The organism is Fictibacillus sp. WQ 8-8, assembly GCF_024494405.1.
Taxonomy (GTDB): Bacteria; Bacillota; Bacilli; order Bacillales; family Fictibacillaceae; genus Fictibacillus_C; species Fictibacillus_C marinisediminis.
Map to the genome: position 1 here is coordinate 773546 of NZ_JAMXKG010000003.1, position 23102 is coordinate 796647.

At 42.9% G+C, this 23102-nt stretch carries 21 protein-coding genes; 17 read left to right on the forward strand and 4 right to left on the reverse strand.

Going from position 1 to position 23102, the window contains the following annotated elements; all coding sequences use genetic code 11:
- Positions 1-35 precede the first annotated feature (35 nt).
- Both M1K46_RS09355 and M1K46_RS09360 read left to right on the forward strand, forming a co-directional pair.
- The gene (locus M1K46_RS09355) at positions 36-1772 is read left to right on the forward strand and encodes a 2-oxoacid:acceptor oxidoreductase subunit alpha (protein ID WP_256225809.1); all 1737 of its coding nucleotides are present in this window, start codon (positions 36-38) and stop codon (positions 1770-1772) included.
- Positions 1773-2639, forward strand: a complete 867-nt coding sequence (locus M1K46_RS09360; protein ID WP_053354422.1) for a 2-oxoacid:ferredoxin oxidoreductase subunit beta — start codon at positions 1773-1775, stop codon at positions 2637-2639.
- A gap of 31 nt (positions 2640-2670) precedes the next feature.
- Here the strand turns inward: M1K46_RS09360 and M1K46_RS09365 are convergent, their stop codons facing one another.
- Entirely contained in the window at positions 2671-3864 is a 1194-nt protein-coding gene (locus tag M1K46_RS09365; protein ID WP_256225810.1) for an MFS transporter, read from the reverse strand.
- 212 nt (positions 3865-4076) lie between these two features.
- Here M1K46_RS09365 and miaB point away from each other — a divergent pair, with 212 nt between their 5' ends.
- The 7 genes from miaB (at position 4077) to hfq (ending at position 12810) form a co-directional block, all read left to right on the forward strand.
- Entirely contained in the window at positions 4077-5600 is a 1524-nt protein-coding gene (gene miaB / locus M1K46_RS09370) for a tRNA (N6-isopentenyl adenosine(37)-C2)-methylthiotransferase MiaB (RefSeq protein ID WP_053354420.1), read from the forward strand.
- A complete protein-coding gene (locus M1K46_RS09375) occupies positions 5597-6028 on the forward strand; it encodes a RicAFT regulatory complex protein RicA family protein (protein ID WP_053354419.1) in 432 nt (143 codons plus the stop codon). Before miaB ends, M1K46_RS09375 begins: the two co-directional genes overlap by 4 nt.
- A 256-nt stretch (positions 6029-6284) precedes the next feature.
- Positions 6285-6857 carry an outer spore coat protein CotE gene (gene cotE, locus M1K46_RS09380; protein ID WP_091005522.1) on the forward strand — a complete coding sequence of 191 codons (573 nt, stop codon included), beginning with the start codon at positions 6285-6287 and terminating at the stop codon, positions 6855-6857.
- A 130-nt stretch (positions 6858-6987) separates the two neighbouring features.
- On the forward strand, positions 6988-9561 hold the full coding sequence (mutS, locus tag M1K46_RS09385; protein WP_256225811.1) for a DNA mismatch repair protein MutS: 2574 nt from the start codon (positions 6988-6990) through the stop codon (positions 9559-9561).
- A gap of 13 nt (positions 9562-9574) precedes the next feature.
- Positions 9575-11473, forward strand: a complete 1899-nt coding sequence (mutL, locus tag M1K46_RS09390; RefSeq protein WP_256225812.1) for a DNA mismatch repair endonuclease MutL — start codon at positions 9575-9577, stop codon at positions 11471-11473.
- A 129-nt stretch (positions 11474-11602) separates the two neighbouring features.
- Positions 11603-12565 (forward strand): tRNA (adenosine(37)-N6)-dimethylallyltransferase MiaA, encoded by a 963-nt coding sequence (gene miaA, locus M1K46_RS09395; RefSeq protein ID WP_256225813.1) that lies wholly within the window; start codon positions 11603-11605, stop codon positions 12563-12565.
- A 17-nt stretch (positions 12566-12582) separates the two neighbouring features.
- Entirely contained in the window at positions 12583-12810 is a 228-nt protein-coding gene (hfq, locus tag M1K46_RS09400) for an RNA chaperone Hfq (protein ID WP_256225814.1), read from the forward strand.
- A 320-nt stretch (positions 12811-13130) separates the two neighbouring features.
- On the opposite strand, the gene M1K46_RS09405 is transcribed toward hfq, so the two are convergent.
- Entirely contained in the window at positions 13131-14111 is a 981-nt protein-coding gene (locus M1K46_RS09405) for a tyrosine-type recombinase/integrase (RefSeq protein ID WP_256225815.1), read from the reverse strand.
- A gap of 136 nt (positions 14112-14247) precedes the next feature.
- Between M1K46_RS09405 and M1K46_RS09410 the strand changes: the two genes are divergently transcribed.
- Entirely contained in the window at positions 14248-14823 is a 576-nt protein-coding gene (locus M1K46_RS09410; RefSeq protein ID WP_256225816.1) for a YhcN/YlaJ family sporulation lipoprotein, read from the forward strand.
- A 125-nt stretch (positions 14824-14948) separates the two neighbouring features.
- Here the strand turns inward: M1K46_RS09410 and M1K46_RS09415 are convergent, their stop codons facing one another.
- Complete coding sequence (locus tag M1K46_RS09415) at positions 14949-15560, reverse strand: YitT family protein (protein WP_256225817.1); 612 nt, start codon at positions 15558-15560, stop codon at positions 14949-14951.
- 318 nt (positions 15561-15878) lie between these two features.
- On the opposite strand from M1K46_RS09415, the gene spoVK reads away from it, so the two are divergent.
- From spoVK to M1K46_RS09450, 7 genes are all read left to right on the forward strand, one after another.
- Entirely contained in the window at positions 15879-16817 is a 939-nt protein-coding gene (spoVK, locus tag M1K46_RS09420) for a stage V sporulation protein K (protein ID WP_248254652.1), read from the forward strand.
- A 40-nt stretch (positions 16818-16857) separates the two neighbouring features.
- A complete protein-coding gene (gene hflX / locus M1K46_RS09425; protein ID WP_091005533.1) occupies positions 16858-18093 on the forward strand; it encodes a GTPase HflX in 1236 nt (411 codons plus the stop codon).
- Between the two features lie 12 nt (positions 18094-18105).
- The gene (locus tag M1K46_RS09430; RefSeq protein ID WP_256225818.1) at positions 18106-19368 is read left to right on the forward strand and encodes an aminotransferase class I/II-fold pyridoxal phosphate-dependent enzyme; all 1263 of its coding nucleotides are present in this window, start codon (positions 18106-18108) and stop codon (positions 19366-19368) included.
- Positions 19369-19494: 126 nt separating this feature from the next.
- A complete protein-coding gene (locus tag M1K46_RS09435) occupies positions 19495-19887 on the forward strand; it encodes a MerR family transcriptional regulator (RefSeq protein WP_053358269.1) in 393 nt (130 codons plus the stop codon).
- Positions 19888-19932: 45 nt separating this feature from the next.
- A complete protein-coding gene (glnA, locus tag M1K46_RS09440) occupies positions 19933-21267 on the forward strand; it encodes a type I glutamate--ammonia ligase (RefSeq protein WP_091005538.1) in 1335 nt (444 codons plus the stop codon).
- Positions 21268-21655: 388 nt separating this feature from the next.
- A complete protein-coding gene (locus tag M1K46_RS09445; RefSeq protein WP_256225819.1) occupies positions 21656-21979 on the forward strand; it encodes an antibiotic biosynthesis monooxygenase family protein in 324 nt (107 codons plus the stop codon).
- Positions 21980-22295: 316 nt separating this feature from the next.
- Entirely contained in the window at positions 22296-22562 is a 267-nt protein-coding gene (locus M1K46_RS09450; protein ID WP_062231881.1) for a GlsB/YeaQ/YmgE family stress response membrane protein, read from the forward strand.
- Positions 22563-22823: 261 nt separating this feature from the next.
- On the opposite strand, the gene M1K46_RS25815 is transcribed toward M1K46_RS09450, so the two are convergent.
- On the reverse strand, positions 22824-23000 hold the full coding sequence (locus M1K46_RS25815) for a hypothetical protein (RefSeq protein WP_375162179.1): 177 nt from the start codon (positions 22998-23000) through the stop codon (positions 22824-22826).
- Positions 23001-23102: the final 102 nt, after the last annotated feature.

The following is a 23102-nucleotide window of genomic DNA, read 5'->3' on the forward strand; positions in this document are numbered from 1 at the left end:
TATATAGAATGATAAGCATAGAAGGGGTGGAGTTCATGATTGATCAACTTTCCTGGAAAGTTGGCGGACAGCAAGGGGAAGGGATAGACAGTACCGGAGAAATTTTTGCAATGGCCTTAAATCGTCTTGGATACTATCTCTACAGTTATCGGCACTTTTCTTCACGTATTAAAGGCGGACATACGAACAACAAGATTCGTGTCAGCACGAAACAAACAAGGTCGATCTCGGATGATCTTGATATTTTAATCGCGTTTGACCAGGAAACCATTGATGTAAATATTCATGAGATGCGGGACGGAGGAGTCGTCATCGGCGACGCGAAGTTTAATCCAGTTGTTCCGGAAGGCTCAAAAGTAAGGCTCTTTTCAGTCCCGTTCACGGAAATAGCGAATGAGCTTGGCACTTCCTTGATGAAGAATATGGTGGCCATCGGCGCTACGAGTGCAGTGCTCGATCTGCCGGCTGAATCGTACATAGATGTGGTTGAGGAAATCTTTTCAAGAAAAGGCGCTAAAGTCGTAGAAAAGAATATGGATGCAATCCGCAAAGGCGCTGAGTTCTTTAATGAAGCAGCAGGCGGTCCGCTCGAGGGGTTCCAGCTGAATAAAGCTGACGGAAAAAAACGTATGTTTATGATCGGCAATGATGCCATCGCTCTTGGATTTGTAGCTGGCGGTGTCCGCTTCATGGCGGCTTATCCGATCACTCCGGCCTCTGAGATTATGGAATACCTCATTAAAAAACTTCCTCAGTTTGGCGGAACCGTTATCCAGACTGAAGATGAGATCGCAGCTTGTACAATGGCCATCGGCGCTAACTATGCTGGTGTACGTACTGTGACTTCTTCTGCGGGTCCTGGTTTATCCCTCATGATGGAATCCATCGGCCTTGCAGGAATGACAGAAACACCGCTCGTCGTCGTTGATACACAGCGCGGCGGTCCAAGTACAGGGCTTCCGACCAAACAGGAACAGTCGGATTTAATGGCGATGATCTACGGTACACATGGTGAGATTCCAAAGGTCGTCATGGCGCCAAGCACAGCTGAAGAAGCTTTCTATGATGCTGTAGAAGCATTGAATATTGCAGAAGAGTACCAATGCCCGGTTATTTTACTGACTGATCTTCAGCTTTCTCTAGGCAAGCAATCCGTAGAACCGCTTGATTTCAGCAAAGTTGAAATCCGCCGCGGCACCCTGGATTTGAATGCAGAGCTTCCTGAAGAAGAAGGCGGCTACTATAAACGCTATGAACTGACGGATTCCGGAGTATCTCCTCGTGTCATCCCGGGCATGAAAAACGGCATTCATCACGTGACAGGCGTCGAGCACGACGAAACGGGCAAGCCGTCAGAAGTTGCTGCAAACCGCTTGAAGCAGATGGATAAGCGTCTCCGAAAACTGAAGAACCTGAAATTCAACACGCCGGTCGTAAAATATACCCCGAATGAAGAGGCTGATCTTCTGCTTGTCGGGTTCAACTCCACAAGAGGCGTGATTGAGGAGGTTATTCCTCGTCTGGAAGCGGAAGGAATCAAAGTAAACCATGCACATCTACGTTTGATTCATCCATTCCCGGTTGAAGAGATGAATACTTTAATTGATTCAGCGAAAAAGGTAGCGGTCATTGAGAATAATGCTACTGGACAGCTGGCCAATATCCTGAAAATGAACCTGGGTTCTCATCACAAGATTGAGAGCATCTTAAAATATGACGGTAATCCATTTCTTCCTTCTGAAATTTTCAATAAATGCAAGGAGCTGGTTTAAATGGCGACGTTTAAAGACTTCAGAAATTCAGTAAAACCGAACTGGTGCCCTGGCTGCGGCGACTTTTCCGTGCAGGCATCCATACAGCGGGCGGCAGCAAACGTCGGGCTGGAACCGAACGACCTAGCAGTGATCTCGGGGATCGGCTGTTCCGGGCGTATCTCCGGTTATATTAAATCCTATGGCTTCCATGGCATTCACGGCCGTGTTCTTCCAATCGCCCAAGGCGTGAAAATGGCCAACCGTGATCTGACAGTTATTGCCTCTGGAGGAGACGGTGATGGATTCGCTATCGGAATGGGCCATACCGTTCATGCGATCCGAAGAAATATTGACGTAACCTATATTGTAATGGACAACCAAATCTACGGATTAACGAAGGGGCAGACTTCTCCCCGCTCTGCTGAAGGGTTTAAAACGAAAAGTACGCCGGAAGGTTCTGTAGAGTCCGCTATCGGAGTGATGGAACTTGCTCTTACAGCAGGTGCAACGTTCGTTGCGCAAAGCTTTTCAAGCGACCTGAAAGAACTGACTGCGATCATACAAAAAGGGATTGAACATAAAGGCTTCTCATTGATCAATGTGTTCTCTCCCTGTGTAACCTATAATAAGGTAAACACATATGACTGGTTCAAAGAACACCTAACAAGCCTTGATACGATCGAAGGCTATGATCCTTCCAATCGGATGATGGCGATGCAGACTCTGATGGAAAACGACGGACTCGTCAAAGGCATCATCTATCAGAATACAGTAAAACCTTCCTATCAGGACCTTGCCCACGGATACAGCAAGGATGCATTATCCAAAGCGGACTTGAAGATGGATGAAGAGAAATTTAACGGCTTACTTGCTGAATTTATGTAATAAATAAAAAAGGCATCCTGAACATTCATGTTCAGGATGCCTTTTTATGATTGCGCAGCGCAAGTTCAAGTTTTTTGTTTCTGACAATGGAGACCATATTGATGAGCAGGAAAATCATCGTGATATAAAAGATATCTTTAATGTTATAGGCCGCAGCTACAAAGGTTCCCAGCAATGGGCCGAACAGGTTCCCGAGAAAACGGGCAGAAGAGCTAATTCCAAAAGCGGTAGCCTGCAGGTTTGGAGGTGCCAGTTTTTTTACGAGAACATTCAGTGAAGGTATCATTCCTCCGATAAATAGGCCTAATAAAAATCTGCCTGCTAACAGGACCTTTACATCGGTAGCCAGAACTTGAGGCAGAAAAGCAAATGCAGCCATGATCAAAGAGAAAATGAGAACTTTCCGCTGTCCATAGCGGTCGCCGATTCTTCCAAGGATCGGTGACCCGATCAGGTTAGCAATACCCGTTACGGCACTGATCAGCCCTACGACTAAAGTCAAATGGCTGCCATGGTAAATGGTCCTGGTGTAAAGGGTGATGATCGGCTGGATACTCATCATTGCCAGCTGGGTGACGGCAGCCGCGATAAATACAGGAAACAGGGGTTTAAGTGCTCCCCATTCGTTTTTCTTTTTGATGCTTCTTTCCTTATTAACAGCTACATCTTCTTTAATAAAGAACATGACGACCATCCCTGCGATCAAAATAAGTCCTCCTGTGACAAAAAAGACACCTTCAAACCCAAAGATCTCAGACAGGAAGCCTCCGATTAGAGGACCGATCAGTGTGCCGACAATCTGGCCGGTCTGCAGTGTGCCGAGGGACCTTCCTGCATCTTTGTCTGGTGTGACGGAAGCCTGGAGGGAGATGGACATGGAGATAAAACCGGAGAACAGACCATTGATCAGACGCAATACGAGAAGCTGTTCCGGCCCTGTCACAAGCCCCATTAACGCTGTGACAGTTCCCATCCCTATAGCAGAACGGATGAGCATGACCTTTCGTCCATATCGGTCAGCAAGTGAGCCCCATAGCGGCTGAAATAAAAAAGAAGTGATAAACTGAGCAGAAAAAATCCAACCTGTCCAATGTTCAACACTTTGAATATTTGAAACACCAAGTTTTTCAATATATAGTGGCAAAAAGGGGATGATCAAGCTCATTCCTGCGGCGATCAGAAAATTGGCCGGCCAAAGAATCCAAAGTGATCGTTTCCAATACATTGCAGCATCATCTCTTTCATATACGGTTTCTGCCTTTTATTTTACTCCTATCATTTAATAAAGTGAAATTTAAGTATTCTTAATTATTAAGTATTATTGATATTTTGAAGGGACACCAATCATTCCTTTTACAATCGAAGTCTGTTATAATATTGAAGTTATCAGAGAAAAACACCTCTAGAGTTTCGCTGTTTGCAAGGGAGGAAATTGCAATGAACCAACAGGGATCGAATCCTGTGAAAGATAAAAATAAAACCTCTAAGGATTACGCCAGCTATTTTCAAACTACGTACCAGCCGCCTTCCTTAAAGGACGCTAAAAAACGCGGAAAAGAAGAAATTAAGATTGTAAAAGATTTTGTAATTGATGAGGATTTACGAAGAATTGGAAATGGCAAGAAATTTTATATCAGGACCTATGGCTGCCAAATGAATGAGCATGATACGGAAATCATGGCCGGAATTCTCGGAGACATGGGCTATGAAGCTACGACAGAAGTGATGGATGCCGATCTAATCCTGCTTAATACATGTGCCATCCGAGAGAACGCCGAGAATAAGGTTTTCGGTGAACTGGGACATCTCAAGCCGCTGAAAGTGGACAAACCTGATCTATTGATCGGGGTCTGCGGCTGCATGTCTCAAGAAGAATCTGTTGTCAATAAATTGTTGAAAACCTATAATCAGGTGGATATGATATTCGGTACCCATAACATCCACAGACTTCCGCAGATCGTGAAAGAAGCTTATCTTTCAAAAGAACGAGTCGTTGAAGTATGGTCCAAAGAGGGAGATATCGTTGAGAATCTTCCGCGTGTGCGAAAAGGCAACATTCAGGGATGGGTCAACATCATGTACGGCTGCGACAAGTTCTGTACATACTGTATCGTTCCTTATACGCGAGGGAAGGAAAGAAGCCGCCGTCCGGAAGATATCATTGAAGAAGTAAGGCACCTTGCCCGCAACGGCTATCAGGAAGTAACTCTCTTGGGGCAAAACGTGAACGCTTACGGAAAAGACTTTGAAGATATTAAATTCGGTCTCGGTGACCTGATGGATGAGATCCGTAAGATTGACATTCCAAGGATCCGCTTTACGACAAGTCATCCGCGGGATTTTGATGATCATCTGATTGAAGTACTCGCGAAGGGCGGAAACTTGGTCGAACATATCCACCTTCCTGTCCAGCACGGCAACAGTGACATTTTAAAGCTTATGGCGAGAAAGTATACGCGTGATCACTATCTTGAGCTCGTTGGAAAAATTAAGAAGGCCATTCCAAATGCCGCTTTGACGACAGATATCATCGTTGGTTTCCCGAACGAGACAGAAGAGCAGTTTGAGGAAACGCTGTCGCTCGTAAAAGAAGTCGAGTACGATGCTGCCTATACCTTTATTTATTCACCGCGGGAAGGAACACCAGCCGCCAAGATGGCTGATAATGTGCCTTTAGAAACGAAAAAAGAAAGACTGCAGCGTTTGAATTCAATCTTAAACGATATTTCGCTGAGCAAGAACCAAGCTTACCTCGACACGGTCGTTGACGTGCTCGTTGAAGGGGAAAGCAAGAAGAATCCAGATGTATTATCAGGGCATACCACAACGAATAAAGTGGTGAACTTTAAAGGGCCGAAACATCTCATCGGAAAGATTGTAAAGGTTCATATTAAAGATGCGAAAACGTGGACGTTAAGCGGGGATCTACTAGAAGAAAAGGCGGGAGTGTTAGAGGGATGACTTATACAAAAAGTGATATTTTAGACAAAGCAAAAGAGCTGGCAGAAATGATTGCACAAACAGAGGAAGTTGATTTTTTCAAAAAGGCGGAGCAGCAGATCAACGAAAACGGCACCGTTTCCTTCTTGATCGCACAGATTAAAAAGCTGCAGAAAGAAGCGGTCAACCTTCAGCATTACGGCAAGCAGGAAGCCCACAAAGAAGTCGAAGAAACGATCGATAACCTGATGAAGGAAATGGACAGTATTCCGGTAGTCCTGGAGTTCAAACAATCTCAGGCTGATGTGAACGATATTTTGCAGATGGTTTCCCATACGATTTCTAATACAGTCACCGATGAGATCATCGAGTCTACAGGCGGAGACCTTTTAAAAGGAACAACAGGCTCTGCGGACGGATGTTCAACCGGAAGCTGCGGCTGTCATTAATAGGAAAGATCAGGAGAATCTAACATTCTTCTGATCTTTTTTTGTTTGAAAACCAACAGTATAAAAGAAAGTAATACAGTTAACCGTCTTTGTAATTTCACGTACCGTATTTTATTAATAAAAATTTTTAAAAATAGGTCACCATCTGGGCATCTTACATAAACTGTATTAACGGAATCATAAAAAGTTTTTTAGCACACTAGTCATTTGCCCTGCATAGGATGAAATGAAGATTGGAAGAGGAGGGATTAAGTCTATGTCAAACATAGATCAAGATCTGAATTACAGAGAGATAATTTGCAAAGCAGTATGCGGCAAGGGGCGGAAATTCTCTCAGTCAACACATACGATCACTCCAAGCCATAGACCTACGAGTATCCTTGGAAGCTGGATCATCAATCATTCATATAAAGCTTCCAGACAAAGTGATGACACGGTTGAAGTGGAAGGCCATTATGATATTAACGTCTGGTATTCATACAACAATAACACAAAGACCGAAGTTGTTACGGAAACAGTAGGGTATAAGGATTCGATCGTACTTAGTACAAGAGATGAGCATGCGACAGGAAAAGATCTTGAAATATCTGCCAGATGCATTCAGGCTCCAAACACTTTAGAAGCAACGATCTCTCCAAATGGCAGCCGCATGGTCATTCAATGTGAACGTGAATTCACCTGTGACGTAATCGGGGAGACCAAAGTATGTGTATATGTGAACCCTGACGGTGCGCTTGATGATTGGGAACAAAAAGACTGGGACTACGGACTGGATGATCAAGATGTTGAAGATATTGACCAATTCTTCATGGGTGAGCTGGATGAATAACGAAACAAGGAAGAAGATATCTTCTTCCTTGCTTTTTTATGTTTTAGGGGTATTGTTTTCTTGAATCCAAATCTGCATCCTATGCTATAATGAACTATTGAAAAAAGAACTTAGAAGTTAGGTGAAAGGCATGGCACAATACACACCCATGATCCAGCAATATTTAAAAATAAAATCGGCTCACCGTGACGCTTTTTTATTTTTCAGGCTCGGTGATTTTTATGAAATGTTTTTTGAGGATGCGACAAGAGCATCCCAGCTGCTTGAAATTACACTGACGAGCAGGGAAGGTGGAACTTCTGAACGCATACCGATGTGCGGGGTACCTCACCATTCCGCTGCCAATTATATTAAACAGCTCGTTGAGTCCGGTCACAAGGTGGCAATCTGCGAGCAGGTAGAAGACCCTAAATCCGCAAAAGGGGTCGTGAAGCGGGAAGTCATCCAGATCATTACTCCAGGAACCGTGATGGACCATAACCTGCTTAAAGAAACCGAGAATAATTTTATTGCAGCCGTTTCATATAACGATGAAGAATACAGCATCGTACTGAACGATCTTTCTACCGGGGAATTAAAAGGATACGTTTATAAAGGTGATACATCTATGCTCATACAGGAGCTTCAGGCCATGCATGCAAGAGAAGTCATCATGTCGTCTGAACTTTATGAACAGATTGCTGAAATTGTTCGAATGAGATATCAGATCGTCAGTTCCATTCAGGACCAGAGTGAGGTGCCAGATCCTTTTCAGCATTTAGTCCAAGAAAACGAAAGAAAGCTGCTGAAGAAAGCATGCGGACGTCTCTTTCATTATTTGCTCCATACACAAAAACGATCATTGGAGCATCTGCAGCCTTTAAGCATCCAGCATATTAACGAATTCATGAAGCTCGACAGCTTTTCCAAGCGGAATCTGGAGCTTGTTGAAACAAACCGTTCAAAAGGAAAAAAAGGATCACTTCTATGGCTCCTCGACCGGACAGTGACTGGTATGGGAAGCAGAAGACTGAAACAATGGATTGAGCAGCCTCTTCTCGTCACTGCGCTGATTGAACAGCGGCTGAATGTTGTGGATGAGCTGATCAAGGAATTTTTTGTGCGCGAGGAACTGCGTGACAAATTAAAAAGGGTGTATGATCTGGAAAGGCTGGCGGGTAAAGTTTCGTTTGGCAATATTACAGCCCGTGACCTCATCCAATTAAAACAGACACTGGGAAGCGTACCGGGCATCAAACAGACCCTCTCTCAGTTATCCAACCCGTACAGCAGAGATCTGGCAGACAAGATGGACAGCCATGAAGAACTGTATCACTATCTTGAGAGCTCTCTGCATGACGATCCTCCTCTTTCTATAAAAGAAGGCGGACTGATCAAGGATGGGTATCATGACGAACTTGATACATACCGGGATGCCAGTGTGAACGGTAAAGCATGGATCGCGTCGCTTGAACAAAGAGAAAGAAGTGAGACCGGCATAAAATCGTTAAAGATCGGTTATAACCGGATTTTTGGCTATTATATTGAAGTTACCCGCTCGAACCTTTCTCTGATCCCCGAGGGACGCTATGAAAGAAAGCAGACACTGGCTAACGCCGAACGGTTTGTAACCCCTGAACTTAAAGAAAAAGAAAGGCTAATCCTAGAGGCTGAGGAAAAAATGGTCTCGCTCGAATACGAGCTGTTTTTGCAGGTAAGGGAGCATGTGAAGAGCTATATTCAATCGCTGCAGCAACTGGCTAAGCAGCTCAGCGAGATCGACGTACTTCAGGCATTTGCTGTGGTCAGTGAGGAACAAAGATATGTGAAGCCTGTCATCTCTTCTGATAACCGCGTGGCTATTGCTAACGGCCGTCATCCCGTCGTGGAAAAGGTGATGGATGCCCAGGAGTATGTTCCAAATGATATCTATTTGAATAATGAGCGGTCGATGCTTCTGATCACAGGTCCGAACATGGCCGGTAAGAGCACATACATGCGGCAGCTTGCACTCACTTCTGTCATGATGCAGATTGGCTGTTTCGTGCCGGCAGATGATGCAGAACTTCCGCTTTTTGATCAGATCTTTACCCGAATTGGAGCCGCGGATGACCTTGTCGGCGGGCAGAGTACATTTATGGTTGAGATGCTCGAAACAAGGTATGCCTTAAATAAAGCAACAGACCAAAGTCTGATTTTGCTCGATGAAATCGGGAGGGGAACATCTACTTATGACGGAATGGCGCTCGCTCAGTCCATCGTAGAGTTTATTCATGACCATATCGGAGCAAAGACGCTCTTTTCGACGCATTATCATGAGTTAACGGTCCTGGAGACGCAGCTCAACTCGTTGAAAAATGTTTATGTATCAGCGATTGAAGAACAAGGAAGGCTTGTGTTTCTTCATAAGGTGATCGACGGACAAGCTGACAAGAGCTTTGGGATACATGTTGCACAGCTTGCAGAGCTTCCTTCAGCAGTAATCGAGAGGGCTAAGTTCATTTTAGAGGAATTTGAATCGGACGAGCGTTCTCCAAAAAAGGCAGCGATCGAGGCTGATACCCAGCTGAGTCTATTTATAGAAGAAAACGCTGCAGACAACATATCAAAAAGGAAACATGAAAAATCGGAAGTGGAAGAGTTTTTGAAAACGATGAACCTCTTGGAAATGACACCACTGGATGCAATGAACGCTCTGTTTCATCTGCAAAAAAAAGTGAAATAAAGGAGACGATCAAGTGGGAAAGATAATCCAACTGGACGATCACCTATCTAATAAAATCGCTGCCGGCGAGGTAGTAGAACGGCCGGCCTCTGTGGTCAAGGAACTTGTTGAGAATTCCATCGATGCTCATTCCAGCCGAATCGAGATCGAGCTTGAAGAGGGGGGCCTGTCTTTAATTCGGATCATTGATAATGGAGACGGGATCGAACCTGATGATTGTCAATTGGCATTCAGCCGGCATGCAACGAGTAAAATAAAAGAAGAGCAGGATCTGTTTCAAATCCGAACAATGGGTTTTCGGGGGGAGGCGCTCCCCTCGATCGCTTCGGTTTCCCAGATGGAAATGAAAACAGGGACAGGCTCAGGCCCGGGTACTGCTCTGACGATCATGAACGGGCAGATTCAATCCGTATCTTCAACAAATTCCAGAAAAGGCACCGATATCACAGTTCGCCACCTGTTTTACAATACACCTGCAAGATTGAAGCACATGAAGACGATCAACACCGAGCTCGGCAATATAACTGACGTTATCAACCGGCTGGCACTGGGCCATCCTGAAATCTCTTTCCGGCTCAGGCATAATGGACGGGATCTATTAAACACAAACGGAAGCGGAAACGTGCTCAATGTCATTGCTGCTGTATATGGAATGAGTGTGGCCAGGAATATGGTTCCTGTAACTGCCAGGTCCCTCGATTATGAAATTGAAGGATATATCTCAAAACCTGAGATTACGAGAGCATCAAGAAATTACGTTTCATTGTTCATGAACGGAAGATATATCAAGAATTACGCGGTCCAGCGTGCTGTTCAGCAGGCGTTCCACACGCTTCTTCCCATCGGCAGATACCCGCTTGTCGTCCTGTCGATCACGATGGATCCGTCTATCATCGATGTGAATGTCCATCCATCAAAACTAGAAGCAAGGCTGAGCAAGGAGCCGGAACTCAACTCTTTAGTGGAAGAAGAAGTAAGGTACGTGCTGCGGAAGCTGAGGCTGATTCCCGAACCTTCGTCTTCAGCTGCTGTAAGGAAACTGGAGAAAGACCGTTCAGAACAAAGAACCTTCACGTTTAATCATGGAACGCAGCCATCTCAGCGTACTGAGAAGAAAGCTATGGAAAATGTGATGGATGATCATAAGAAGATAATGCCTCCAACTGAAAAAATCTCTGCGGATCCTATGTTTACTGAGAGGATTTTAGAGGAGGAAACAGAGCTTCCAGATCAAATAAAAGAGGACCAGCATTTTATGGAGGATGAGCCGTTTTCTCTGAATCCGGCGCTTTCTCCTGAAAATAAGGAACTCCCGGAAGAGGATCCCAGCAAAATTCCTGTGATGTATCCGATTGGCCAGATGCATGGCACATATATCATCGCTCAAAATGAAGAGGGCATGTATTTGATCGATCAGCATGCAGCACAGGAACGAATTAAATACGAATTCTTCAGAGAAAAGGTAGGACAGGTAGCTTCAGAGCTTCAGGAGCTGTTTGTTCCTATTACATTCCAGTTTACAAATAAGGAAGCCTTAATCATTAATGAAAATCTTGAAGTACTGGAAAAGGTAGGGGTCTTTCTCGAGCCGTTCGGCCAAACAACGTATATCGTGAAAGCACATCCTCAATGGTTTCCAACAGGGCATGAGAAAGAAAGCATCGAAGAAATCATAGAACAGGTATTGGCAGAAAAGCAGGCTGATATCAAAAAGTTAAGAGAAAAAGCCGCCATTATGATGTCGTGCAAAGGATCGATTAAAGCTAACCATCATTTGCGCAGCGATGAGATCTTCATGCTGCTTGAAACACTTAGAAAAAGCGAAGATCCTTACACCTGCCCCCATGGCCGGCCGATCATCGTCCATTTTTCGACGTATGAGATGGAAAAGATGTTTAAAAGAGTTATGTGATCGTAAAAACGGTGTCCTTTTAGAAGGCCGCCGTTTTTTATTCCTTCCCTTTTTGGATTTTTCCTCATGTTCGCGTTATGATAAAGATATCAATTGAAAAATAAAACAAACGGTATGATAGGAGTTTTTATGAAAGAAAGATTATTCGTGATTGTCGGTCCGACGGCTGTCGGCAAAACGAAAACAGGTATCGAACTCGCCAAAGCGTTTGATGGTGAGATCATCAGCGGTGATTCCATGCAGATCTATCGCAGTATGGACATAGGCACAGCAAAAATCTCAAAAGAGGAAATGGAAGGAATTCCTCATCATCTGATTGATATTAAAGATCCTTGTGATTCATTTTCAGCAGCTGAGTTTCAGGAGCTGGCCAGAACAAGCATTTCTGATATTAACAAAAGAGGAAAAGTACCGATTATCGTTGGCGGTACCGGATTATATATCCGTTCGGTCACACATCAGTATGAATTCTCATCGGCTCCCGGGGATGAAGGCTACCGCCAGGAACTGGAGGAGCTTGCAAGGGAGAAAGGCGAGGTGCATGTTCATGCTCTCCTCGAAAAGAACGACCCTAAAAGTGCAGAAAAAATTCACCCTAATAATATAAGAAGAGTAATCCGGGCTCTTGAAATCTATCATAGCACTGGCAAGACGATGTCTGATACGCTCGCAGAACAGCAAACACACGAGGAATCACCTTACGAACTTGTTTTGATTGGATTATCGATGGATCGTGAACTTCTGTATGAGCGGATCAATCAGAGGGTGGATGAGATGGTAGCATCAGGATTGGTGGAAGAGGCCCATCGTTTATATTCAGAGGGAGTGCGTGATTGCCAATCCGTCCAAGCCATCGGGTATAAAGAAATTTACGAGTATCTTGAGGGCAGGCTGACGTTGGATGAAGCGGTCGAACTTCTTAAGCGGAACTCCAGGCGATATGCCAAGCGGCAGTATACCTGGTTCAGAAATCAGATGGACATCGAATGGTTTGATATGTCCTCACAAAACTTTTATGATAATTTTAAAGAAATCAGATTATTTGTAGAAGGAAAATTAAAGAACCTGTCGAATGATTATTCTAATGGCTAATGAGGAGGACTGTATACATGAAGCAAGCGATCAATATCCAGGATCAGTATTTAAACCAATTACGACGTGAAAACATCTATGTGACTGTATATTTACTGAATGGCTTTCAATTAAAAGGAATGGTGAAAGGGTTCGATAATTTTACGGTCATCCTGGAATCAGATGGGAAGCAGCACTTAATATACAAGCATGCCATCTCAACTTTTACGCCTCATCGTCCGGTCGAGCTGCCGGCTGAAAATTAATACATAGGTTTGTTGGGAACAAGAAAAGCGCAAGCGCCCGTGTTTGGTCCGACAAGCGCTGGAGTTCTTCCCCAGCAACATGCTTTTTGTGTTGAGGGGGAAGAGCGAAGCGACCAAAGACGAATTGTGTTTTTCAATTCGTCCTCCGAGGACCAGGGATGAAATAAGATTCATATTTCATCCTTTATGCTGAAAACTGAAGTTCGTTTTCAGCCTTGGGCACTGGAGCTAGACAGTACATCAATGAAGCTGAAATTTTTTACTTTTTTTACTTTCGTAAACGAAAAACCTTGCTGGGTTCACTCAGCAAGGTTTTTCTCTTATGTCTTCGAAATAGATTGCAGATATTTATAATAGCGTTCGAGGCTTAAAGAGGACTTGAACCCAAATTTTTCTTTGATCTGTTCGGGTTCTTTCTCCGTTTGAAGTTCACGAAGGATGCAAGTTCGTCTCATGTGCTGTGCGGAGATGCCTTTTCGCAACCCAGACCTTTTGATTTCGAGACGGATCATTTTTTGTACAGCGATCTCAGTCAGCGGTTTGGGTGAATTGGTCTTGTAGACCCAGCGGTAGGTTCCACGCTGGTAATCAAAGGCGGCAAAGAACGAATCATTGGAATGCCAGGCAGGACGAACCGCAGCAGGGATCGTTTCGTAATAAGAATAAAGAAACGCTTGATCCTCTCGTTCTATCTTTATTTTTCGGGGGAGGCTCGTTTCAGAAGGTACTTGTATGATTCCCTTTGTAAAATTGATGTGTCTCATCTTCAAGGATGTCAATTCAAGTAATGTCAGGCCATAACGAGAAAGAAGAATGACGATGGAAAGGTTGCGGCTGATCAGAAGATGCCGGTATTTTTGTTGGTTCTCCGTCAGTCCTTCATACGATTTAATGACCTCAAAGAGTTTGTCCAATTCCTCGGAAGAAATAAAGTCCTCATCTGTAAATTCAGTTTCCTCCCCAATCCCAAGATCCACTCCGTTTACCGGATTGTAGGCAAGTTTGCCGATCGTAATCTGAAACTGTACAAGCTGTTTTAACACCGTCAATACCCGGCGCAATGTTCGAAGCGAATAATTTCTTTCATGTATCAAAAAGTCAAAATAGGACTGATAGTCTTCTGTTCGCAGAGATTGGAATACAGAAAAGCTGTCCTCCTCTTTAACGACTCTCATCCACGCTAAAAAGTCGTTCAGATCGTAAAAATAGCGCCTGATGGTACTTTCCTGTCTGCCTTTCTTCTCCAAGGTCTCTAAATACACTGCCGAATAGCTGGGCAAGGAATCGATTAGCGGAAACATGGGTTACCTCCGTTTGGCGTTTTTGTTTAATTATACCAACTTCCTCCTAGAGAAGCACTTTTAAATCCAAATGAATATTTGGACCGTTAAGTTTGAACACTAACCTTATCGATGATAAAAAGAGAGGGTTATTTCCATGAAACGATATGTACTGGCTGCAGCGGCTGTACTTTGGATATCCGGCTGTTCGCAGAACGAACTGGATCTCGATAAAGATAAGAGCTATAAAGCTCCTACGAAAGTCAACATGAAGAACTTACCCAACTCCCAGAATGATGCCCCGAACGTAAATGAAAAAAATTATGAATCAAAAAATGCAAAAGAAATTTCGGATTTGGCAGAGACGGTACCTGGGGTCAAAAATGCAGATGTAATTGTGAGCGGGATTTATACGCTGGTAGGCATCACACCGGATCATCACCTTACAAAGGGAAAAAGTGATCATCTGAGGTTGAGGGTTTATCAGACCATTAAAGGAAATGAACATGGAAAGAACGCAGCCATCACGACCGCCCCTTCCTTGATCAGGGAAATGAGGGCGATTCAAAGAAAGATCGACGCAGGTGACAATCTTTATACGGATGATGTTTATAATAAATTAGGAATACTGATTGGTAAAATTACTCCAGTTTCAAATCAGGCGAAACGGAATTATCAGAAAGACCTCGACCGGACGAAGCAAAATAATATGGGCAGGCAAATCTACGAATAGATTATTTCCCGGATAAGCGCAGGAACTGACAAAAAACCGCTTGATTATTGCATATCTGCAGATCGTTCGAAAACACAGAACCTAAAAAAACCACCCATTATCGAATGAGTGGTTTTTTGCGTTATTTATGCCTGAGCTTCGATCGTCAGATCGTTTTCATCATCATTTTTCGTTACTTGCGGTTTGAACTTGCCGGCAAGGTAACTTGCGATCGTAATTGTAACGATGGAGTAGAGTGCGTGTACAAAGCCGACCATTAAGCTTGCAGAAATAACAATAATAAAGTCGGTCAGAAATAATGTTTTCCCGCGGTTGATTGAAAGATGCTGATCCATATAGACAGCCAAAATGTGAATGCCGCCAAGTGATGCACCATTGTTCAACACGAGCACGACTCCTGTTCCGATAATCAGTCCTGATACAATCGCAATGAGAAGAGGATGCATTCCAGGCGAGGGAGCAATCTTAAGAAATTCATTGATCAATGAAATCAGCGAGATACAGAGAAGTGTATACACCGAAAAGGAAATCCCAAGCCTTTTTACAGATAAAATAAAGAAAGGGAGATTGATCACGAAAAACCAGACACCCCATGAAACACCGGTCGAGAAGGTCAGCAGGGTGGAAATCCCCGCTGTTCCACCAAATGTCAGGTGGGAAACGGTAAGAAGTTTAGTTCCGAGAGCAGTTAAGAACAGCCCCATAAGAACTAAAAGGGCTTTTTTCAAAAAATACATATTCATCGTTCCTTTTTTATGCAGCTATTTTCAAGAATAAGGCAGCAAGAAAAAATAGTCAATACATAAATTTGATTAAATATACATTAAATATTCTGAAAATATGATTTATTAGATGATTTAGATAACTATTTTGAATAAATATTCATATTGGTTAATAAAGATTAATATTTCAACCCGAGAGTAAGCCCGTATAATTGAAACTCTTGAGAATACATTAGAATGAGGGCTAAACGATGGGCATTTGTCACCATAAATAATGTCATGAGTATAATAATCCTAGACAGCTAAAGAGAGGTGAATCTCTTGCATGATTCCATGACATTTAAAAAGAAGACGCAAATTAATATTATTCTGAACCAAAATAATGAAAGAGATCGTGTTGAAGAAGAAGCGAGTCCTTCTGCGAAAGAAAGACAGCTTGAAAAGCACCTTCCATTAAAGAAGATGGAGCAGGAAATGGCATCGCTCGTTGGAATGGAAGAGTTAAAAGGCTTTATTAAAGAAATTTATGCCTGGCTTTATGTGAATAAATGCAGAGCGGAACAAGGACTGAAAGTGGAAAAACAAGTGCTTCATATGATGTTTAAAGGAAATCCAGGCACCGGGAAAACGACGGTTGCACGGATGCTCGGAAACCTTTTTCATGAGATGAATGTTTTGTCAAAAGGACATCTGATTGAAGTAGAGCGAGCGGATCTTGTGGGAGAATATATCGGCCACACTGCGCAAAAAACACGAGAGCTCCTAAAGAAAGCTATGGGGGGCATCCTTTTTATTGATGAAGCCTATTCACTGGCACGCGGCGGAGAAAAAGATTTCGGGAAAGAAGCCATTGATACGCTTGTCAAAGCAATGGAGGATCAGCAGCATGATTTTATTCTTATCCTTGCGGGGTATTCAGGGGAAATGGACCGTTTTCTTAAATTGAATCCAGGTCTGCCGTCAAGATTTCCCATTATGGTTTCCTTTCCCGACTATTCCGTCGATGAACTTATGGAAATCTCAAGAAAGATGGTAGCTGAGCGTCAATATATCATGGCGAAAGATTCAGAATGGAAGCTCCGGCAGCATCTTCAGCGGGTTTGTGCAGCTGGAGAGAAATCCTTCAGCAACGGCAGATATATCCGGAATATCATTGAAAAAGCCGTCAGGAAACAATCAGTTCGTTTACTGAGAGAAGAGAGGACAGATAAGAAGTCATTGATGAGTCTGATCGCTGATGACCTTCATCTGGAAGAAAAACATGGAATTTGATATGATAGCTATATAATGAATAGGAAAGCAGGTAGGTTATTTGGAAGAAATCAAGCATTCTCATTTAGAGAAAGCCATCCTCGTTGGCTGCCAGTTACCAGGGCAAACCGACGAGCGATTTTTTTATTCAATGGAAGAGCTGGAGTCGTTGACAAAAACGGCTCAGGGACAAGCTATCGTTTCTGTCACCCAGAAGCGGGAGCGGTATGATTCTGCTACATTTATAGGTAAAGGTAAAATTGAAGAGATACTGGCACTCGTAGAGGAACTGGAGCCGGATCTGATTATTTTTAATGACGAACTGACACCTGCACAGAACAGAAATCTCTCCCGCTTTTTTGACGCAAGGATCATTGACCGAACTCAGCTCATCCTTGATATTTTTGCAACACGCGCACGGTCAAGAGAAGGGAAACTTCAGGTTGAACTTGCACAGCTGCAATATATTCTTCCTAGGCTGGCGGGTATCGGGGTTTCTTTGTCACGACTTGGAGCAGGTATAGGTACAAGAGGTCCCGGGGAAACCAAACTTGAAAAAGACAGAAGGCACATCCGTTCCAGGATCACTGAGATTAAACGCCAGCTCGAAGATATCGTCAGCCATCGTGGACGGTATAGAGAAAGAAGAAAAGAAAATCAGGCGATCCAGGCAGCGCTGGTCGGCTATACGAATGCAGGCAAGTCTACCATTTTCAATGGGCTAACCTCTGCAGACAGCTATGAAGAAAATTTACTGTTTGCCACATTGGATCCGCTGACAAGAAAAATGAGGCTGCCAGCAGGTCTCCAGGTGCTTGTGACAGATACGGTCGGCTTTATTCAAGACCTTCCCACATCCCTGATTGCCGCATTTCGATCAACGCTTGAAGAGGTAAAGGAAGCAGACGTTCTCATCCATGTCATTGACGGCTCAAGCGAAGACCGTGATCAGCATGAATCCACAGTGCTTTCCATTTTGAAGGATCTTGACGCTGCCTCCATCCCGATGATTACAGTCTACAATAAAAAAGATCAGTTTAAAGAAGGTTTCATACCCACAACAGCTTCCTTCTCCATCTCGGCTTTTCAACAAGAGGATCTGCTTCTTTTAAAAGATGTGATCGAAACCGAAGTGAAGAAGCAGCTGGAATACTATCATATTTTTGTTCCGGCAGCAGAAGGAAGAAAACTGTCGATGCTGAAAAACAGCACCATCCTGCTGGAACAGGTTTTCATTGAAGATACACAAAGCTACGAATGCAGAGGCTATGCCCTGCCGTCCATGAAATTACAATAAAAGGAGCACCTTATGTTTTCACAGTTTCAAAACGGAGATCGACTACAAAAATTAGCACAAGAGACGGAGAAAAAGATCCGGTCCCAGCATGACAGCATTCAACAGAGAGCTGAATTTAATCAGTTAAAAGTATTAAAAAGCTTTCGTGATCATCAGGTAAGTGATTTTCATTTTACCCCGTCAACAGGGTATGGCTATGATGATGCTGGCCGCGATACGCTCGAAAAGGTGTTTGCTCAAGTGTTTGGCGCGGAAGCAGCCCTCGTAAGGCCACAGATCATTTCAGGAACACATGCCATTTCTCTTTCATTGTTCGGTGTGCTGCTTCCTGGTGATGAACTGCTGTACATCACAGGAAAACCATACGATACACTTGAAGAAATCGTAGGGATACGCGGAAAAGGGACAGGGTCGCTTAAAGAGTATGGCATTACCTATTCCCATACAGAACTTACTCCAACGGGAAGACCTGACTTCAACGCCATCTCAAAAGCCATTCACAGCAAAACGAAAATGATCGGCATTCAGCGCTCAAAAGGTTACGCAGACAGGCCGTCATTTACTATAGAAGAAATCGGTGAAATAATTTCCTATGTGAAGGAGATCAAACCAGATGTCATCGTGTTTGTTGATAATTGCTATGGTGAATTTGTAGAAGAAAAAGAACCATGCGAAGTCGGGGCTGATCTGATCGCAGGTTCACTCATTAAAAACCCTGGAGGCGGACTCGCCAAAACAGGCGGGTATATCACCGGCAAGAAAGAACTCGTCGAAAGGTGTTCCTATCGTTTGACTTCGCCTGGCATCGGTGCAGAAGCAGGTGCTTCCCTTTACAGTCTTCTCGAAATGTACCAAGGATTCTTTTTAGCACCTCACGTTACAGCACAGGCCTTAAAAGGTGCGGTGTTTACAGCTGCTTTTCTTGAAAGCCTGGGAATGTCAACCAATCCATCATGGGATGCAAAACGGACAGACCTGATCCAATCCGTCAAATTAGAAGATAAAAAACGGATGATCGCTTTTTGCCAGGCGATCCAGCTCGTCTCTCCTGTGAATGCCCATTCGGTTCCTTATCCGGCATACATGCCGGGCTATGAGGATGATGTCATCATGGCAGCTGGTACATTTATACAGGGAGCAAGCATTGAACTGACAGCTGACGGACCGATCCGTCCGCCATATATTGCTTTTGTCCAGGGCGGACTGACATACGAACATGTCAAGATTGCTATACTAACCGCTGCAGACCATTTGATACAGGAGAATTTAATCTAATTTTAAAGGTAAAAATAACCGGTATACGAATGCCGGATGTTTTTTATGTTATTTTTTCTGACATAAGGTTGACATGTGAGGTTTTGTAACATAAGATAAAAGTAGTTGGAAGGAGGGCTTATGATGATGAACGATGATACGAGAAGGAATCAACCTTTATTTCCGATCAGTATTGTTATGAAACTGACTGAATTATCTGCCCGGCAAATTCGATATTACGAAGAACATGAATTGATTCATCCGGCCCGTACCGACGGAAACCGGAGAATGTTTTCTTTCAACGATGTGGATATACTGCTGGAGATCAAAACTCTGATCGAACAGGGAGTTAACCTGGCTGGCATCAAACGAGTTTTTGAACTCAACCGACAAGCCGTTAACATACTGAAAGATGAGGTTAAGAACGAGCAAATGTCTGAAGCAGCACTGCATCGCCGTTTAAAACGGGAGCTTATGCATGCAGGGCGTCTTGGCAAAACTTCATTGATCCAAGGGGAATTATCCCGCTTTTTCCACTAATCTTAAAAAAGAATGCTGTATTCAATTACTAAGGAGGAGTAACAAGTGGCTAAATTTACTAAAGAAAACATCATGCAAATCGCTAAAGATGAAAACGTACGTTTCATTCGCCTTCAGTTTACCGATCTATTAGGTGTCATTAAAAACGTTGAAATTCCTGTAGGACAATTGGAAAAAGCATTAGACAATAAGATGATGTTTGACGGTTCTTCCATTGAAGGATTTGTTCGTATCGAAGAATCAGATATGCTTTTATATCCTGATCTAGATACATGGGTTGTTTTCCCTTGGACATCTGAAAAAGGGAAAGTAGCACGTATGATCTGTGACATCTACAATCCAGATGGCACTCCATTTTCCGGAGACCCTCGCGGAATCCTTAAAAAAGTATTAAAAGAAATGGAAGACCTTGGTTTCACTGACTTTAACATTGGGCCAGAACCGGAATTCTTCCTCTTTAAAAACGATGAAAAGGGCGAGCCTACACTTGAGCTAAACGATAAAGGCGGATATTTTGACCTTGCGCCGACTGACCTTGGCGAAAACTGCCGCCGTGACATCGTTCTAGAGCTAGAAGACATGGGCTTTGAAATCGAAGCTTCCCACCATGAAGTAGCTCCAGGACAACATGAAATCGACTTTAAATATGCAGATGCGATCACTACTTGTGATAACATCCAGACGTTTAAACTCGTTGTTAAAACCATTGCACGCAAACACGGCCTTCATGCGACGTTTATGGCAAAACCGCTATTCGGCGTGAACGGTTCCGGTATGCATGCGAACATGTCCTTGTTTAAGGATGGAGACAATTCGTTCTTTAATCCGTCCAATGAAACAGGACTAAGTGAAACAGCGATGCAGTTCCTGGCAGGGATATTAAAGCACGCACAAGATTTCACCGCGATCACAAACCCGACAGTTAACTCATATAAGCGGTTAGTTCCTGGATATGAAGCTCCTTGTTATGTAGCGTGGTCTATGCAAAACCGCAGCCCGCTTATCCGAATTCCGGCTTCCCGCGGACTAAGCACACGTGTAGAAGTCCGTAGTGTAGACCCTACGGCAAACCCATACCTTGCGATGGCCGTATTGCTGGCTTCTGGTCTTGACGGAATCAAAAACAAGCTGCAAACTCCAGAACCGGTTGACCGCAACATCTATGTGATGGATAAAGAAGAGCGCGAAGCAGAAGGAATTAAAGATCTTCCTGCTACATTAAAAGAAGCAGTTGACCGCTTAAAGAAAAGCGAAGTGCTGATTAAAGCCCTTGGCGAACATGCGGCTGAGCACTTTGTTGAAGCGAAAGAAATCGAATGGGATATGTTCCGCACACAAGTTCACCCTTGGGAAAGAGAACAATACCTATCCATGTATTAAGATCCAAAACCCTTGACACCATTGGTGTTAAGGGTTTTTTGTTTGTGGTTTTAGTGATCAGTTTTATTTGTCGGAATAATCATTGACCACATTTTGACCACCAAATTTTAAGAGTTTTAAGTTTTTTAAATTGATTATTAAAATTTATTCACGGGTTACTTTCTAAATATTAATTAAGAATTACTTTTTTTGGATTAACGGACAGTTTTACATTATATAGCTGATATGTCAGGCAGCTTATCTTTTTGAGATAGTAGGATACTGACTCCTCAACTATCGGGCCATTTTCTTGAATAAGGAAAACTTTATAACACATCTATAATTTCATTACAAAATGGTATATTGAATATGGAAAAACCATTAAACTGTATCCGGAGGCGATAAGATAATGTTTGCTAATACACCTGAACCACCTTATTATGCGGTTATTTTTACTTCTCAAAGAACAGAAAAGGATGATGAAGGATATGAACGGACTGCGAATTTAATGGTTGATAGGGCTTCTAAGCAAGAGGGCTTTTTAGGCGTAGAGAGCTCAAGAGATAAAGATGGATTAGGTATTACTGTTTCTTATTGGGATTCTTTAGATGCTATAAAAAACTGGAAAGAAAATAATTCACATAAAAAAGTTCAAGAGAAAGGTAAAAATGATTGGTATTCTGGCTATACAACACGTATTTGTAAAGTAGAAAGAGACTATACGAGTATCTAAATTTCATTTGTACTAATGTTTTAAGCTAATATAAGGACTTAGAAACAATCCTCAAGAAACGGGCGCGATAGTTGAAGAGCAAAACCGATCTATTGATAAGATCGGTTTTTTTGCTTCCGAAAACTGTCTTTATGTTAACTAGACTCAATATACCAGCCTTCTGTATGGTTATGGGGACATAAATAAGTGTCATCAAATCCAAAGTCTCTTAATTCTCTGATGAAATCAATCTCTCTAGCTAATCCGATGTTTATATTTGATGCCCATTGGGAATCGATTAATAAATCTTATCAATTTAAAGGAGGATTTTCCTATAATGAGTTTTATTTGGGCACTTATTATCGGAGGTATTATTGGATGGCTTGCTCAAGTCATTATTGGACGTGATGTTCCAGGAGGTATTATTGGAAACATCATCGCGGGCTTTGTAGGAGCCTGGCTCGGAGGGTTAGTCTTAGGCAGTTGGGGACCTGTTGTTGCAGGTTTTGCTATTATACCGGCCATTTTAGGAGCGATCGTCTTTGTTTTGATTGTAAGTTGGATTATGAGAAAAACAAGGAGAAGATCAGGCACCCATATATAATAGAAGGGATGATTGTAAAGAGTTTATAAAAAAGTCCCTTTTTGTTATTTTTTGATTTCCACAGATGTTAAAATAAATTTGAGCCTAACACCTTCAAGTTCCTTAACAGCCCTTTCTTTTAGTCCCTAAGCTAAGAGAAAGGGTTTTGTCCTTTCAAGAGGACAACACAAATCACTCTAACCATGTATTTCATAGAAAAGGGGCTGTCCAGAAAGTCAGTTTACACTGACTTTCTGGACAGCCCCTTGTGTTTAGACAGAACTATTTTCTATTATATTGACTGAAGTATTTTGCATCATAAATGACTTCTAGGGAATTTTTTTCATACAAGTTTTGAAACACTTGTATAGCAAATGAATCCATCATTTCTAATATGTAATCTGCTATCATACGGTCTTTTTGTTCAATAATATTTCTAAATTCAACTGGAAGTAACATGTTGTTTTTGTTGATTTGTCATCAGAAAAAGCGTCAAATAAGCCTTTTATGATTTTTTCACCTTCTTTTAATAGATCTGCACAATGTCTGATCGATTAATAC

Bases quoted from the DNA above. Each gene is read 5' to 3' on its own strand.
- M1K46_RS09355 (WP_256225809.1), top strand. From the start codon at position 36: ATGATTGATCAACTTTCCTGGAAAGTTGGCGGACAGCAAGGGGAAGGG.
- M1K46_RS09360 (WP_053354422.1), top strand. From the start codon at position 1,773: ATGGCGACGTTTAAAGACTTCAGAAATTCAGTAAAACCGAACTGGTGC.
- M1K46_RS09365 (WP_256225810.1), bottom strand. From the start codon at position 3,864: ATGTATTGGAAACGATCACTTTGGATTCTTTGGCCGGCCAATTTTCTG.
- miaB (WP_053354420.1), top strand. From the start codon at position 4,077: ATGAACCAACAGGGATCGAATCCTGTGAAAGATAAAAATAAAACCTCT.
- M1K46_RS09375 (WP_053354419.1), top strand. From the start codon at position 5,597: ATGACTTATACAAAAAGTGATATTTTAGACAAAGCAAAAGAGCTGGCA.
- cotE (WP_091005522.1), top strand. From the start codon at position 6,285: ATGTCAAACATAGATCAAGATCTGAATTACAGAGAGATAATTTGCAAA.
- mutS (WP_256225811.1), top strand. From the start codon at position 6,988: ATGGCACAATACACACCCATGATCCAGCAATATTTAAAAATAAAATCG.
- miaA (WP_256225813.1), top strand. From the start codon at position 11,603: ATGAAAGAAAGATTATTCGTGATTGTCGGTCCGACGGCTGTCGGCAAA.
- hfq (WP_256225814.1), top strand. From the start codon at position 12,583: ATGAAGCAAGCGATCAATATCCAGGATCAGTATTTAAACCAATTACGA.
- M1K46_RS09405 (WP_256225815.1), bottom strand. From the start codon at position 14,111: ATGTTTCCGCTAATCGATTCCTTGCCCAGCTATTCGGCAGTGTATTTA.
- M1K46_RS09410 (WP_256225816.1), top strand. From the start codon at position 14,248: ATGAAACGATATGTACTGGCTGCAGCGGCTGTACTTTGGATATCCGGC.
- M1K46_RS09415 (WP_256225817.1), bottom strand. From the start codon at position 15,560: ATGTATTTTTTGAAAAAAGCCCTTTTAGTTCTTATGGGGCTGTTCTTA.
- spoVK (WP_248254652.1), top strand. From the start codon at position 15,879: ATGACATTTAAAAAGAAGACGCAAATTAATATTATTCTGAACCAAAAT.
- M1K46_RS09430 (WP_256225818.1), top strand. From the start codon at position 18,106: ATGTTTTCACAGTTTCAAAACGGAGATCGACTACAAAAATTAGCACAA.
- M1K46_RS09435 (WP_053358269.1), top strand. From the start codon at position 19,495: ATGAACGATGATACGAGAAGGAATCAACCTTTATTTCCGATCAGTATT.
- M1K46_RS09445 (WP_256225819.1), top strand. From the start codon at position 21,656: ATGTTTGCTAATACACCTGAACCACCTTATTATGCGGTTATTTTTACT.
- M1K46_RS09450 (WP_062231881.1), top strand. From the start codon at position 22,296: ATGAGTTTTATTTGGGCACTTATTATCGGAGGTATTATTGGATGGCTT.
- M1K46_RS25815 (WP_375162179.1), bottom strand. From the start codon at position 23,000: ATGTTACTTCCAGTTGAATTTAGAAATATTATTGAACAAAAAGACCGT.